At 73.6% G+C, this 13,724-nt stretch carries 12 protein-coding genes; 4 read left to right on the top strand and 8 right to left on the bottom strand.

The window, feature by feature from the left end:
• On the bottom strand, positions 1-295 hold a 295-nt coding region (locus tag AB0M16_RS28855; protein ID WP_365347990.1), incomplete at its 3' end, for a biotin carboxylase N-terminal domain-containing protein.
• 384 nt (positions 296-679) lie between these two features.
• Here AB0M16_RS28855 and AB0M16_RS28850 point away from each other — a divergent pair.
• A complete protein-coding gene (locus tag AB0M16_RS28850) occupies positions 680-1,105 on the top strand; it encodes a hypothetical protein (protein WP_365347988.1) in 426 nt (141 codons plus the stop codon).
• A gap of 9 nt (positions 1,106-1,114) precedes the next feature.
• Here AB0M16_RS28850 and AB0M16_RS28845 read toward each other — a convergent pair whose 3' ends face one another.
• The 3 genes from AB0M16_RS28845 to AB0M16_RS28835 form a co-directional block, all read right to left on the bottom strand.
• On the bottom strand, positions 1,115-1,720 hold the full coding sequence (locus AB0M16_RS28845) for a nucleoside triphosphate pyrophosphatase (protein ID WP_365347986.1): 606 nt from the start codon (positions 1,718-1,720) through the stop codon (positions 1,115-1,117).
• A 39-nt stretch (positions 1,721-1,759) separates the two neighbouring features.
• On the bottom strand, positions 1,760-1,888 hold the full coding sequence (locus AB0M16_RS28840) for a hypothetical protein (RefSeq protein ID WP_365347984.1): 129 nt from the start codon (positions 1,886-1,888) through the stop codon (positions 1,760-1,762).
• Between the two features lie 71 nt (positions 1,889-1,959).
• A complete protein-coding gene (locus tag AB0M16_RS28835) occupies positions 1,960-2,631 on the bottom strand; it encodes a TetR/AcrR family transcriptional regulator (protein ID WP_365347982.1) in 672 nt (223 codons plus the stop codon).
• 137 nt (positions 2,632-2,768) lie between these two features.
• Here AB0M16_RS28835 and AB0M16_RS28830 point away from each other — a divergent pair, with 137 nt between their 5' ends.
• Positions 2,769-4,118: an MFS transporter gene (locus AB0M16_RS28830; protein WP_365348006.1), complete on the top strand. Its 1,350-nt coding sequence runs from the start codon at positions 2,769-2,771 to the stop codon at positions 4,116-4,118.
• On the opposite strand, the gene AB0M16_RS28825 is transcribed toward AB0M16_RS28830, so the two are convergent.
• The 4 genes from AB0M16_RS28825 to AB0M16_RS28810 all read right to left on the bottom strand — a co-directional run bounded on the left by AB0M16_RS28825 (position 4,100) and on the right by AB0M16_RS28810 (position 11,216).
• Positions 4,100-8,653: a caspase family protein gene (locus tag AB0M16_RS28825; RefSeq protein WP_365347980.1), complete on the bottom strand. Its 4,554-nt coding sequence runs from the start codon at positions 8,651-8,653 to the stop codon at positions 4,100-4,102. The genes AB0M16_RS28830 and AB0M16_RS28825 overlap by 19 nt on opposite strands.
• 3 nt (positions 8,654-8,656) lie before the next feature.
• A complete protein-coding gene (locus tag AB0M16_RS28820; protein WP_365347978.1) occupies positions 8,657-9,106 on the bottom strand; it encodes a hypothetical protein in 450 nt (149 codons plus the stop codon).
• A 272-nt stretch (positions 9,107-9,378) separates the two neighbouring features.
• On the bottom strand, positions 9,379-9,591 hold the full coding sequence (locus AB0M16_RS28815; RefSeq protein ID WP_365347976.1) for an acyl-CoA carboxylase subunit epsilon: 213 nt from the start codon (positions 9,589-9,591) through the stop codon (positions 9,379-9,381).
• Positions 9,592-9,611: 20 nt separating this feature from the next.
• Positions 9,612-11,216 carry an acyl-CoA carboxylase subunit beta gene (locus tag AB0M16_RS28810; RefSeq protein ID WP_365347974.1) on the bottom strand — a complete coding sequence of 535 codons (1,605 nt, stop codon included), beginning with the start codon at positions 11,214-11,216 and terminating at the stop codon, positions 9,612-9,614.
• 134 nt (positions 11,217-11,350) lie between these two features.
• Here AB0M16_RS28810 and AB0M16_RS28805 point away from each other — a divergent pair, with 134 nt between their 5' ends.
• Both AB0M16_RS28805 and AB0M16_RS28800 read left to right on the top strand, forming a co-directional pair.
• The gene (locus tag AB0M16_RS28805; protein WP_365347972.1) at positions 11,351-12,202 is read left to right on the top strand and encodes a biotin--[acetyl-CoA-carboxylase] ligase; all 852 of its coding nucleotides are present in this window, start codon (positions 11,351-11,353) and stop codon (positions 12,200-12,202) included.
• 173 nt (positions 12,203-12,375) lie between these two features.
• Positions 12,376-13,527, top strand: a complete 1,152-nt coding sequence (locus AB0M16_RS28800; RefSeq protein ID WP_365347970.1) for an adenylate/guanylate cyclase domain-containing protein — start codon at positions 12,376-12,378, stop codon at positions 13,525-13,527.
• Positions 13,528-13,724 lie beyond the last annotated feature (197 nt).

The following is a 13,724-nucleotide window of genomic DNA, read 5'->3' as shown; positions in this document are numbered from 1 at the left end:
GACCGGCGTCGAGCACGGCCTGCGCGAACTCCGCGTTCTCCGAGAGGAAGCCGTAACCCGGGTGGACCGCGTCCGCACCCGAATCCTTGGCCGCCTGGAGCACCTTGGCCATGTCCAGGTAACTGGTGGCCGGGGTGTCACCGCCCAGGGCGAACGCCTCGTCGGCCGCGCGGACGTGCAGAGCGTCCCGGTCCGGGTCGGCGTAGACGGCTACGCTGGCGATCCCGGCGTCCCGGCAGGCCCGGGCGACGCGGACAGCGATTTCGCCACGGTTGGCGATGAGCACCTTGCGCACGATGGCTCCCTCCTTGAAACAAGCTGAGTTTAGGGACTGCCGACACGGCCTTTCGACCCGGTCCCAGTGGTGAGCTTGCCCACACGGAGCGTGATGCGAGGCTTGCTCGGGTCGTGAAATCCCTTGTCGCACCACGGTACGCAGGGATTCTTTACGGCACAGTAGCTCCGAGGTGTGGCGCAGGTCTCTGTTCGCGCGGCCAGTCGCCAAACGGGTTTCTTTGTGGAGTCCCTACGAATGGCTCAATCATTCTTTGCCCGCACGCCGCCGACCTGTGCCCGTTCCCCTTCCCGTCCCGAACCCTTGTCCAGAGATTTACCGGCCAGTAGCCTTCGGATTGACGTACGTACCGGAGGTAACAGCCGTATTCAGGGGGTGGCCGAGGTGGCCCGCAGACCGATAGCACTCGTGACGGCGGCGGTGCTCTTCCTCGAAGCACCCGGCATCGTGGCGATCAACGCCGTCATGGCCCGCTTCGTGAAGGCCCAGTCGATGTCCCTCGACGGGCTCGACCCGGACGCGATGTACACCGGCACCTGGGCGCTCGGCCTCGGCTCCGGCGCCCTGCTGGTCCTCTGCGGCCTGGTCCCGCTGATCGCCGCGATTCGCGACCGCCGGCCGGGACGCGCCGGCCGTGCGCTGCTCATCGGCTGCGCGGTCGTCCACGGCATCCTGGGCGCCGTGACGGTCGGTCTGCTGGGCTGGGCCGCCTTCACGTTCATGATGGTGGTCCTCGGTCTGATCGTGCTCACCCTCGTGGCGTACGGGGAGGCGCGTGCCGACGCCCAGGAGGCGCCGGCCGCCGCGTGAGGCCGGGGCTCAGGCCCAGAGGTCGGTGATCTCGACCCCGAGCTTGCCGAGCAGCGTGCGCAGCAGGGGCAGGGACAGGCCGATGACGTTGCCCGGGTCGCCGTCGATGCCCTCGATGAAGGGGGCGGAACGCCCGTCCAGGGTGAACGCGCCCGCCACGTGGAGGGGTTCGCCGCTGGCGACGTACGCGGCGATCTCGGCGTCGGTCGGCTCGCCGAAGCGGACCACGGTCGACGCGGTGGCCGACTCGTAGCGCTTGGCCGCCGTGTCGTAGACGCAGTGGCCCGTCTGGAGGATGCCGACGCGGCCGCGCATCGCCTTCCAGCGGGCCGTCGCCTCCGCGGCGTCGGCGGGCTTGCCGAGCGCCTGCTTGTCCAGCTCCAGGACCGAGTCGCAGCCGATGACGAGGGCGCCGAAGGCCTCCGGCCGGGCGGCGACGTGGGCGGCCTTGGCCTCGGCGAGGGCGAGGGCCAGCTCGGCGGGGGTCGGGGCGTGCACCTTGTCCTCGTCGACGCCGCTCACGATGACCTCGGGGGCGAGGCCGGCCTGCCGGAGCAGTCCGAGCCGGGCGGGGGAGGCGGAGGCGAGCACGACACGGCGGCGATCAGCAGTCATGGGGGCAGCGTAGCGATCCCGGGGCCCGTCCTCAGCCCGTCAGCGTGCGCCGACGACGAACATGAGAACCACCATGGCCACGGCGAGCACGATGCCCGCGCGCCGCACCATCGCCTGCATGTCGCGCAGTTCCTCGGGCGGCTCGTTCTCGGGGTCGGACCACAGCATGTTCCCGATGCTGGGGGCCGGACCGGGGTGAGCGCCTGAGTACGGGTACTCAGGCGCCCCGTACCAGGGGACTATTCCGTCCTGCGGCTCTCCGTGGCCGTCTCCGTGGCCGTCCCCGTGAACGCCCCCGCCCGCGCCGCCGCGAGGGCCGCCGTGACGGCCCGTTCGGCGTCGGCCTCCGTCAGCTCCTCGCGGGTGATCGCGAAGCGGTAGTAGAGCGGTGCCGAGACCGCCCGCAGCAGTTCGAGCGCGTCGGTGCCGGCCGGGACCTCGCCGCGGTCCGCCGCCCGGGTCACCACCGGGGCCCATTCGGCCAGGCGGGTGCGGTAGAAGCCGTTCAGGGCGCGGGCGCACTCGTCGTCGCAGGCCGCCGCGGCGATCACGGCACGGAAGACGGCGCCCATGCGGGCGTCGGTGAGCGTGCGGTGGACGAGGGCGGCGTTGGCGCGCAGGTCGCCCGCGAGGCTGCCGGTGTCGGCGGCGGGCAGCGACTGCTCGGCCATGTCGTGCAGGAGGTCGGCGACCAGCCCGACGGGGGAGCCCCAGCGGCGGTAGACGGTGGTCTTGCCGACGCCCGCGCTCGCGGCGATCTGGTCCATGTTCAGGGTGTGGAAGGCGGCCGTGGCGAGGGCGTCCTCGGTGGCGTCGAGGACCGCCCGGCGCACCTTCGCGGTACGGCCTCCGGGGCGCACGGTGCCGGGCACGGCCGACGGGCTCTCGCTCAAACGGGTCTCCTGTTCCATTAACGCTTCTCGTTCTGCTACCGTCTCGGACATCTTAACGGAACCAATTTCCCATTAAGGAGCCCGTCATGGTGGCGCTCGATGTTGCTCCCGCCCCGCCCGTCCCTCCCACCCCGTCCGGTACGGAGTCCACCCGCATGGACGGACGCATGCGGCTCGTCCTCGTCGTCCTCCTCGTCGCCCAGTTCATGCTGGCGGTCGACTTCTCGATCCTGAACGTCGCCCTGCCCGTCATCGGCCAGGGACTCGGCTTCACCCTCGGCGGCCTCCAGTGGATCGCCACCGCCTTCGCGCTCGCCGCCGCCGGGTTCACCCTGCTCTTCGGGCGGGTCGCCGACCTCGTCGGCCGCCGGAGGATCTTCCTCGGCGGCATGGGCGTCCTCGGCGTCGCCTCCCTGGCCGGCGGCCTCGCCACCGGACCCGAGATGCTGATGGCCGCCCGCGTCGCCCAGGGCCTCGCCACCGCCGCCGTCACCCCGGCCGGGCTGTCACTGCTCACGTCCGCGTTCCCCGAGGGCCCGCTGCGCGACAAGGCGCTCGGCCTCAACGGCGCCCTGATGTCCGCCGGGTTCACCACCGGCGCCGTGCTCGGCGGGGTGCTGACCGACCTGCTGTCCTGGCGGTGGGCGTTCTTCGTCAACGTGCCCGTCGCCCTCGCCGTCCTCCTCGTCGCGCCCGCCGTCATCAAGGAGAGCCGCCCGGCCGAGCGGCCCCGGCTCGACGTGCCCGGAGCCGCCACGGTCACCGGCGGGCTGCTCGCCCTCGTCTACGGGCTCACCGCCGCCGGTGAGCGCGGCTGGACCGACCCCGCCGTGCTGGTGGCCCTCACCGCGGCCGCCGTCCTGCTGACCGCCTTCCCGTTCGTCGAGCGCCGCTCGCCCGCCCCGCTCGTACCGATCCGGGTGCTCCGGCGCCGTACGGTCGTCTGGGGCAACCTCGCCGGGCTCGTCGCCTTCGCCACCGAGACCTCGCTGGTCTTCCTGATGACCCTGCACCTCCAGGACGTGCTCGACTTCTCCCCGCTCGCCGCCGGTCTCTCCTTCGGCGTCCTGGGCGCCGGCACGGTCCTCGGCGGGCTGCTCGCCCCGCGCTTCATCGGGCGCTTCTCCGCCCGTGCGGCCCTGATCGGCGGTGGAGTGCTCCAGGCCGCCGCCACCTTCGCGCTGTTCGACCCGTCGTACGGGCTGCTGCTCGCCGGCACCTTCGTCGGCGGCATCGGCAACATGCTCGCCATCGTCGGCTTCATGGTCACCGCCACCTCGGGTCTCCCCGACACCGAGCAGGGCATGGCCACCGGCATCGCCACGATGACCCAGCAGGTCGGCATCACGCTGGGCACCCCGGTGATGAGCGCCGTCGTCGTCACCGCCGCCACGCTCCCCGCCGGCATCAGCCGGGCCGTCCTCGTCAACGCGGGCCTCGTCCTCGCCGGGGCCCTCGCTTCCGCGCTCTTCCTCCGCCGGGGCGCTCAGCAGGACGCGCGGTAGCCGAGATGCGGGAACAGGGCCTTCCACTGGTCGCGTTCGACGCCGAGCGGGTGGGTCGCGCACAGCCGCTCGTACACCTTGTCGGTGTCGCGGTCGAGGAGATGGGTCAGCTGCGGTCCGTCGAGGCCGCTCTCCTCCGGCACCGCGAGCACGTAGGGGGTCGGTCCGGGCAGCAGGGTGATGCTCTTGACGCCGTCCAGCGTGGCGACGGCGGGCATGCGCCAGCTGCCGTCCGGGGCGACGTCCCAGATGCGGTACGGGGACCCGGTGAGGATCCGGCTGCCGTCCGGGGCCCGCTGGACCTCGGTGATCTCGCGGTCGAAGCGCATGGTGCGCACGGGGGTCTTCGGCTTCCGGACGTCGAACAGCTGCACGGTGCCGTCCTGGAGCATGGTGGCGATCAGGTTCCCGCCGACCGGGTGGTAGCCGCCCGGGGCCGCCGGGAGACGGCCGGCGGACTTCGGGTGCCGGATGTCCGCCATGTCCCACAGCCTGGCGTTCTGGTCGGTGCCGTCCACGAGCAGCATCCGCAGGGAGGGGACGTAGACCGCCCGGTTGAGGGCCGCGTCCCGCAGCGGGTCGGGGACCCGGAAGGGGTGCTCTGGGTCCGTGAGGTCCCACAGGCGCAGGTCCAGGCCCCGGCTGCGGCCGTCGCCCTCCACGGTCGCGAGGCCGCGCGGGCCCATGAAGAACAGGCTCTCCTCCTCGATCGAGGGCGTCACCGTGATCACCGCGCGCCGCACCGGCCGACGAGGGTCCCGGATGTCCCAGACCGCGGCCGTCGGCTCCGTCGACGAGCCGATCACGAGCAGTTCGCCGTCGGGGGACACCGCCGTCCGGATGTCCGGCGCCCGCACGTGCATCTCGGCGCCCGGCACGGGCGGCCCGTCCCCGCCGAGGTCCCACACGCGGAAGGCGTGGTCGTCGGTGGCTTCGGTCCACCGGTGGGCGAGCAGCATCGGCCGGTCCCGGCCCGGCAGGAAGAACCGTGCCTCCCACGGGCGGGGCAGGGTGAACCGCAGCGCGGGCGCCTTCCGGCCCCGCGTGTCCGCCGTGCTCATGTCCCAGACCCGGACCACACCGTCCATGAACGAACCGACGTCGCTCTCGTCGGTGAGGACGAACCGGCCGTCGGCGCTGTGCGGTCGCGTCCCCGGGGTTCCGCGGGTCGGGGTGCCCGGCAGGGTCAGGGCGGGGGCGTGGTCCGGCCAGAGGCGTACGTTGCCCCCGACGTCGCCCGTCGCGACGTACGCGCCGTCGGGGCTGTAGGCCACCGCCTGGGCGGGTTCCCCGCTCGGCAGGGTGTCGTGCTCCGCGAGGGAGGACAGCAGTTGGTCCGGGCTGTCGTCGTCACCGACCGCCCGGACCATGGCGCCGCCCGGATCGGCGGCCTGCGCGGCGACGAGCAGGCCTCCGTCGGGGCGGAAGTCCAGGGACGGCAGGCTGCTGCCGTAACCCCACTTGTTCTGGAAATCGTCCTTCGCCACCACCCGGGCGAGCCGCCGCCCCTGCTGGGCGACCGTCCACCAGGCCATCGCGCCCTCCCCGCCGGTCGCCACCAGCAGGTCACGCTTCGGGTGGAACGCCAACGCCATGACGGACGCGGCGGTGGCGGTCGTCAGCAGGGTGGTGCGCGCCGGGTCGCGGACGTCCCACAGGCGCACCTGGGCGGGGCGGTCCCGGCCGGCGGCGTCCTCGCTCACGCCGTTGCCCGTGGCCAGGAAGCGCCCGTCGCGGTTGAACGCCACCGCCATCAGGTGGGTCGGGGCGACGACGCGGTCGAGGAGCGACCTCGGCACGGACGGCGTGGACACGTCCCACAGACGCAGCCGCCCGTTCTCGCCCCCCGCGGCGAGCGTCCGCCCGTCGGGGCTGAAGGCGAGGCTGTACGACTGGGCTGCGGCCAACCGCTGCTCCGCGACCTTCCTCGGTCGGGCGGCGTCGGTCACGTCGTACAGGGTCAGCGCGTCCTTGCCGATCGCGGCGAGCAGCGGGGTGCGCGGGTGGAAGGCGATCGGCGCCGTCCCGTTCAGGCGGAACTCGGCGCCCCGGACCGGCGCGTTGGGGAGGGAGACGTCCCACAGCCGGATCCGGCCCGTGCGCCGGCTGACGGCCAGGACCTTGCCGCCCGCGCCGTAGGCCAGGTTGACGACGGGCTGGCGCAGGTCACCCCGGAGATCCACCTGGGGCCGGGACATGTACGAGGCGTAGAGGCTGGAGCGGGTCTCGCTGGTCTCGGCGGTGCGGTACGCGGCGAGGCTGAGCCGCAGCGCGGTCTGCGGGTCACGCCCGCGCATGGTGTCCGCCTGCGCGGCCAGTTGGTTGGCGACGGCGACGGTCTCGCGGGCCTCGGCGTCCCGCTGGGCGTCGCGGGCGACGACGGCGAGGGTGCCGGCCAGCACCGCGAGGACGGCCACGACGGCCACGACGGTGGTGCGGATCCTGCGGGCGAGCAGCTCGGCACGGTCGCTCGCGCGGAGGAAGTCCCGCTCCACGGGCCGTAAGGGCGCCGTGGGCGCGGCCGGGTCGCCGGCCGCCGGCTCGTTCAGGAGGGACCGGGCGGTCGCCAGCTGGTCCCCGCGGTAGAGCCCGCTGTTCGGGCGCCCGGCCTCGTCCCAGCTGTCGGCCGCGTCGCCGGCCCGGCGCCGTACGAGGAGCCGGACCCGGTCGGCACGGATCCAGTCGCGCAGCCGGGGCCAGCCGTACAGCAGTGAGTCGTGGCACAGCTGCGCCTCGCCCCGGTCGAGGACCACGAGTCGGGCGTCGGCGAGCCGGTCGAGCAGCTCCCGGTCCGCGTCCCCTGCCGTCTCGGGCACGGGGACACGGCGGCGCACCGCACGCCCGTCGGCGTCCACCAGGGTCACCATGCGCAGCAGCAGGGCCCGCAGTCGCGCGCGACCGGCCGCGTCGAGGGCGTCGTGGACCTCGTCGGCCACCCGGGCCACGGAGCGCCGGATCCCGCCGGAGGACTCGTAGCCGGTGAAGGTGAGCAGGGCGCCGCGGCGTCGGGCCCAGGTCTGCTGCAGGGCGTGGGCCAGGAACGGCAGCGCGACGGCCTCGCCGTCCCCGGTCGTCTCCTGGCGCAGCTCGTGCAGCAGATGGTCGGCGAGGCCGTCCTCCAGGCGCAGCCCCGCGTGCTCGGCCGGCCGCTCGATCGCGGCGCGCAGTTCGGTGTCGGACATCGACGGCACGGTGAACTGGCCGGCCTGCACGATCCGGGCGAGCCGCGGGTCGCGCAGGCACAGGGCGTAGAAGTCGGCCCGCAGGCCGAGCACGATCCGCGGTGCGGTCGCCGGGGCGGCGCTGCTCAGGGCGCGGAGGAACAACTCGCGTTCCTCGACGTCGTCGCAGTCGGTGAAGAGCTCCTCCAGCTGGTCGACGACCAGGACGGCCGGTCCCTCGCCGCCGAACCGGCCCGCCCCCAGCTCCCGTTCGACCTCGGCGAACGGGCGGTCCACCGCCCGCGCCCAGTGCTCGACGAGGGTGCGGAACGGCCGGCCGCCCGGACCCGGCACCAGCAGCACCGAACCCGTCCCGCGCTCCTCCAGGCCCGCCACGAGCCCGGCCCGCAGCAGGGACGACTTGCCGGCGCCGGACGCGCCCACGAGCACGACGGGCCCCTGCCCGTGCTCGACCCGTTCCCTGAGCGCGGCGGCCAACTCCTCGCGACCGAAGAAGAGATGGCTCTGCTCCGGCAGGAACGGCCGCATGCCGGGGTACGGGCACGGGCCGCCGGACGGGGCCTCCCGCGCCGCGGCGTCGTCCGGGCCGGCCGGGGCCGCGGCGGGGTAGCCGGCGTTGCGGGCGACGACCAGGTCGCCGGCGCGGCCGACGCCGTCCGCGTACGGGCGGGCCGGGCCGCCCTGGAAGCGGCGGTCGAGGATCCGGTAGAGGTCGATGAGGGTGAGCCACTTCGGGCCGCTCGGGTCGCCCTCCGCGAGGAGCCGGATCAGCTCGCCGGCGAAGAGCGTGTGCTCCTGGCCGACCGGTGCGAACGAGGCGGCGTAGTGGGTCGCCGAGGCGAGCAGGAAGCTTCCGGCGGGGCGGGCGGAGGCGTACGGGTCGCGGTGGGCGGCGCTGGGCGCGGCCTCGGCCCGGCCGGAGAAGCAGCAGTCCAGGACGACGACGGTGCGGGCGGGCGCCTCGGCGAGCAGGTTCCGGACCTCGGCGTACGGCACGGCGGTGACGGTGTCGTCGGGCGTGGTGGTGCTCGAGGTGGCCAGATAGAGCTGCCGGCGCGGACCGAGCAGTCCGTGGCCGACGAAGCAGAACAGCACCGCGCCGCCCTGCGCGCGGTCGACGGCGGTGCGCAGCGCGGTGAGCACCTCCGTCGGGCTCTGCGGGTCGATCACCTCGGTGACCCGACCGGCCATCCCGGCCCGCTCGCGCAGCAGCCGGGCCAGCTCCCGCGCGGACCGCGTGGCCCCCGGCAGATCGGCCAGCCGTGCCCCGTCCCCGGCGGCGCCCTGCCGCCCGGTCCCGACCACGACGGCATGACAGTCCGCGCCGCCCAGGTCCCCCCACTCCTGCGGCATCGCTCAGTCCTCCTGGCCGCCGGGATCCGCGTCGGTGCCGGCGTCCGGCTCCCGGCGCGGTCCGACGGCCGGTGCGGCGTCCCGTTCCACCGGTTTCGGCTCCAGTGCCTCGGCCACCCGTCTGGCCAGGTCGCCGGTGGTCTCGGGGGTGAGCCCGCGGACGCCTTCGGAGGTGACGACGACCTGGGTGCCGTCGGGTCTGGTGATGGTCACGGACTGGGTGCCGCGCCGGGTCTGGAGCCAGGCGACGATCGAGGCGGCCAGGGTGACGGTCAGGCCGCCCGGTTCGAGCAGCAGGGGGACGACCTCGCCGAGGGCTCCCATCGCGCCGGGCTCCGGTTCGGGCGAGGGCCCGCGGCCGACGCGTTCGCGCAGCCCGGGCTCGCCGCGCAGCCACTCCCGAAGATCGAGAGCGGCGTCGCCGGGGCCGGTGACCTGAAGGGTGATTCTCACGTGACCTCCGTTGCCGCAGAGCGACCCGAGGCTATGCGCCCAAGCCCCTTGCTTCCAGGCGAGTTTCGGTCGCGTGAGGCGTTGCCGGAGGGCGGGCGCGAGAGGCGCCGGTCGCAGGCGGGGGCCGGGCGCGGGAGGTGCGGGCGCGGGTGGGCGCGGGCGGGGCGCGGGTGGGGCTCTGGGCGCCGGTCGGTCCGGGCGCCGGCGGCGCCGGATACGGCGAAGGCCGGACCCCCCGCACAAGGGGTCCGGCCTTCGCCGTACGGACGTGTCTAAACGGGCCAGTAGGACCGCGCCCAGGAGCGCGGGCCCGGTCGGTGGCGGACGCTGCGGGCGATGCGTGCCGGGTCCGACCAGCCCTCGGGGACCTGCGGGCCGCCGCCCTCGGCGGCAGCCGCCGCCGTCGCCGCGGCCCGGGCCTGGACCACCGCCAATGCGGCGGCCAGCTCCTCGGGGGTCGGGTTCCCTCGTACGACCTTGATCATCGTGCTGTCCCTCCCGAGGGCTAGAGCGGGATGTTGCCGTGCTTCTTCGGAGGCAGGGATTCCCGCTTCGTCCGCAGCTGACGCAGACCCTTCACGATCTGCGGGCGCGTGTCGGACGGCAGGATCACCCCGTCGATGTAACCGCGCTCGGCGGCGATGTACGGGTTGAGCAGCGTGTCCTCGTACTCCTGGATCAGCCGCGTGCGCACCGCCTCGATGTCCTCGCCGTTCGCCTCGGCCTCGGCCAGCGTGCGGCGGTGCAGGATGTTGACCGCGCCCTGCGCGCCCATGACCGCGATCTGCGCGGTGGGCCAGGCCAGGTTGAGGTCGGCGCCCAGGTGCTTGGAGCCCATGACGTCGTACGCGCCGCCGAAGGCCTTCCGGGTGATGACCGTGATGAGCGGGACGGTCGCCTCGGCGTACGCGTAGATGAGCTTCGCGCCGCGCCGGATGATGCCCTCGTGCTCCTGGCCGACGCCCGGCAGGAAGCCGGGCACGTCGACGAAGGTCAGCACCGGGATGTTGAACGCGTCGCAGGTGCGCACGAACCGTGCCGCCTTCTCGGAGGCGTCGATGTCGAGGCAACCGGCGAACTGCATCGGCTGGTTGGCGACGACGCCGACCGGGAAGCCCTCGACGCGGCCGAAGCCGGTGAGGATGTTCGGCGCGAACAGGGCCTGCGTCTCCAGGAATTCACCGTCGTCGAGGGCGTGCTCGATCACGGTGTGCATGTCGTACGGCTGGTTCGCGGAGTCCGGGATCAGCGTGTCGAGCTCGCGGTCCTCGTCCGTCGCCTCGGTGTCGGCGACCTCCGGGAAGGCCGGCGGTTCCGAGAGATTGTTCGAAGGGAGGTAGGACAGAAGGGACTTGACGTACTCGATCGCGTCCTTCTCGTCCCCCGACATGTGGTGGGCCACGCCCGAGGTGGCGTTGTGGGTGCGGGCGCCGCCCAGTTCCTCGAAGCCGACGTCCTCGCCGGTCACCGTCTTGATGACGTCCGGGCCGGTGATGAACATGTGCGAGGTCTGGTCGACCATCACCGTGAAGTCGGTGATGGCGGGCGAGTACACCGCGCCGCCCGCGCACGGGCCGACGACCAGCGAGATCTGCGGGATCACGCCGGACGCGTGGGTGTTGCGGCGGAAGATCTCGCCGTACATGCCGAGGGCGCTCACGCCCTCCTGGATGCGGGCGCCGCCGGAGTCGTTGATGCCGACGACCGGGCAGCCGGTCTTCAGGGCGAAGTCCATCACCTTGATGATCTTCTGGCCGAAGACCTCGCCGAGAGCGCCGCCGAAGACGGTGAAGTCCTGCGAGAAGACCGCGACCGGGCGGCCGTCGACCGTGCCGTAGCCGGTCACGACGCCGTCTCCGTACGGGCGGTTCTTCTCCAGGCCGAAGTTGGTGGAGCGGTGCCGGGCGAGTTCGTCCAGCTCCACGAACGAACCTTCGTCGAGCAGCAGTGCGATCCGCTCGCGCGCGGTCAGCTTGCCCTTCGCGTGCTGCTTCTCGACCGCCCGTTCGGAACCGGCGTGCGTCGCCTCGCCGATCCGGCGCTGCAGGTCCGCGATCTTGCCCGCGGTCGTGTGAATGTCGATCTCGTTGTGCTCTGCCGGCTCGGACATCGGGATGCGGCTCCCTGCCTGGTCACGGGGGGTTCGTTGACTACGAATGGGCTAGCCCTTGGCTACTGACCCGTAGCGTATCGGCGTCGATACGGTTCGGCAGTGCGGCGTTTGCCACACCTACGCTGGCTTGCATGACGTCCTCCCAAGGCTCAGCGGGACGCTGGTCGGACCTCGACCGGCCGCCCCTCAACGCTCCCGCGCTGCGCCACGCGCTCGTGCTCCCCGACGGACTGTGGACCTCCCTCGACGTGGTCGAGTCCACCGGCTCCACCAACTCCGACCTCGCCGCCCGCGCCGACGAACTGCCCGAAGGCGCCGTCCTCGTCGCCGAGGAGCAGACCTCCGGACGCGGCCGTCTCGACCGCACCTGGACCGCCCCGGCCCGCTCCGGCATCTTCGTCTCCGTCCTCCTCAAGCCGGCCGTGCCCGTGCACCGCTGGGGCTGGCTGCCGCTGCTGACCGGCGTGGCAGCCGCCGGCGGCCTCGCCAAGGCCGGCGGCGTCGACCTCTCCCTCAAATGGCCGAACGACCTGCTCGTGCGGGTCGGCGGCGAGGAACGCAAGGCCGGCGGCATCCTCGCCGAGCGGGCCGGAGCGGACGGCATCGTCGTCGGCCTCGGCATCAACGTCACCCTCCGTGAGGAGGAGCTCCCGGTCCCCGCGGCCGGTTCCCTGCTCCTCGCCGACGCCGTCTCGACCGACCGCGACACCCTCCTGCGGGCCATCCTGCGCTCCCTGGAGCACGGGTACGGCGACTGGGTCCGCGCCGACGGCGACCCGGTCGCCTCCGGGCTCCAGGAGGCCTACACGGCCGGCTGCGCCACCCTGGGCCGCCGGGTCCGCGCCGACCTGCCCGGCGAGCGCATGCTCGAAGGGGACGCCGTCGCCGTCGACGGCGACGGGCGGCTGGTGGTCGAGACCGAGGGCGGCGGCACGGAGGCCGTCGCGGCCGGCGACATCGTCCACCTGCGGGCGGCCGACTGACCCGGCCGGGAAGCGTCCGAACCGGTCGGCTGCCGCGCGCACGGCCGGTTCGGGCGTGAGCCAGCACACACCTGTCGTATCGTGGAGCGCGATTCGTGGAGCGCGACGCGTGAAGGGTCATCCACGCGACAGATCGGCAGGACAGTGGGCAGGGAACGGGCAGGAGGCGGCCGGTGACCGTCGACGACGCGAACAACGGCGCCGGGGCCGAGCAGCCAGCCACGAATCCCACCTATCCCACGCCCCACCATGTCGTCGACCACACGGCCGAACCGACCGACGACCCCCTGGCGATCCGCCTCGAACAGCTCATCCTCGGCGCAGACCGCCGCTACACCCCGTTCCAGGCCGCCCGCACCGCCGGCGTCTCCATGGAGCTCGCCTCCCGCTTCTGGCGCGCCATGGGCTTCGCCGACATCGGCCAGGCCAAGGCCCTCACCGAGGCCGACGTGCTCGCGCTGCGCCGCCTCGCCGGTCTGGTCGAGGCCGGACTGCTCAGCGAGCCGATGGCCGTGCAGGTGGCCCGTTCCACCGGTCAGACCACCGCCCGGCTCGCCGAGTGGCAGATCGACTCCTTCCTGGAAGGCCTCACCGAACCGCCCGAGCCCGGCATGACCCGCACCGAGGTCACCTACCCGCTGGTCGAGCTGCTCCTGCCCGAACTGGAGGAGTTCCTGATCTACGTGTGGCGCCGCCAGCTCGCCGCCGCCACCGGCCGGGTCGTGCAGGCCGCCGACGACGAGGAGATGGTCGACCGGCGGCTCGCGGTCGGCTTCGCCGACCTCGTCGGCTTCACCCGGCTCACCCGGCGCCTGGAGGAGGAGGAGCTCGGCGAGCTCGTGGAGGCCTTCGAGACCACCTGCGCCGACCTGGTCGCCGCGCACGGCGGCCGGCTCATCAAGACCCTCGGCGACGAGGTGCTCTACTGCGCCGACGACGCCGGCACCGCCGCCGAGATCGGCCTCCGGCTCATCGAGACCCTCAGCCACGACGAGACCATGCCGGCGCTGCGCGTCGGCCTCTCCTTCGGCACCGTGACGACCCGGATGGGCGACGTCTTCGGCACCACCGTCAACCTGGCCAGCCGGCTCACCTCGATAGCGCCCAAGGACGCCGTCCTGGTCGACAGCGCCCTCGCCGAGGAGCTCACCAGGACCGGCGAGGCGCCCGTCTCCGAGACGAAGGCGGCCGAGGAGGCCGCCCACGCCGAGAAGGAGGGCGAGCAGCCTCCGACGTACCGCTTCGCGCTCCAGCCGATGTGGCAGCGCCCGGTGCGCGGACTCGGCGTCGTGGAGCCCTGGCTGCTGAGCCGCCGTCCGACCTAGCCGGGGCCCGTCCGGCCGATCAGGGCCGGGCCCGCGGCGCCCGGCACGCCGCCCGGCCGCGCTGCCGACGTGCCTGGACGGCTCCGCGCTGCCGACGTGCCCGGACGGCCACGCGCTGTCGACGTGCCCGGGCGGCTCCGCCACGAAGGCGCTCCGGCGCCTTGCCGTGCACCGTGCCGGATGCCGCGGCCCATCCG

Source organism: Streptomyces sp. NPDC051921, assembly GCF_040680975.1.
Lineage (GTDB): Bacteria > Actinomycetota > Actinomycetes > Streptomycetales > Streptomycetaceae > Streptomyces.
Note: the sequence above shows the minus strand (reverse complement) of the source record. Positions and strands in the feature narration are given on the sequence as shown.

Coding starts and splice junctions, on each gene's coding strand:
- AB0M16_RS28805 (WP_365347972.1), top strand. CDS start 11,351: ATGACGTCCTCCCAAGGCTCAGCGGGACGCTGGTCGGACCTCGACCGG.
- AB0M16_RS28825 (WP_365347980.1), bottom strand. CDS start 8,653: ATGCCGCAGGAGTGGGGGGACCTGGGCGGCGCGGACTGTCATGCCGTC.
- AB0M16_RS28810 (WP_365347974.1), bottom strand. CDS start 11,216: ATGTCCGAGCCGGCAGAGCACAACGAGATCGACATTCACACGACCGCG.
- AB0M16_RS28840 (WP_365347984.1), bottom strand. CDS start 1,888: ATGCTGTGGTCCGACCCCGAGAACGAGCCGCCCGAGGAACTGCGCGAC.
- AB0M16_RS28845 (WP_365347986.1), bottom strand. CDS start 1,720: ATGACTGCTGATCGCCGCCGTGTCGTGCTCGCCTCCGCCTCCCCCGCC.
- AB0M16_RS28815 (WP_365347976.1), bottom strand. CDS start 9,591: ATGATCAAGGTCGTACGAGGGAACCCGACCCCCGAGGAGCTGGCCGCC.
- AB0M16_RS28835 (WP_365347982.1), bottom strand. CDS start 2,631: ATGGAACAGGAGACCCGTTTGAGCGAGAGCCCGTCGGCCGTGCCCGGC.
- AB0M16_RS28830 (WP_365348006.1), top strand. CDS start 2,769: ATGGACGGACGCATGCGGCTCGTCCTCGTCGTCCTCCTCGTCGCCCAG.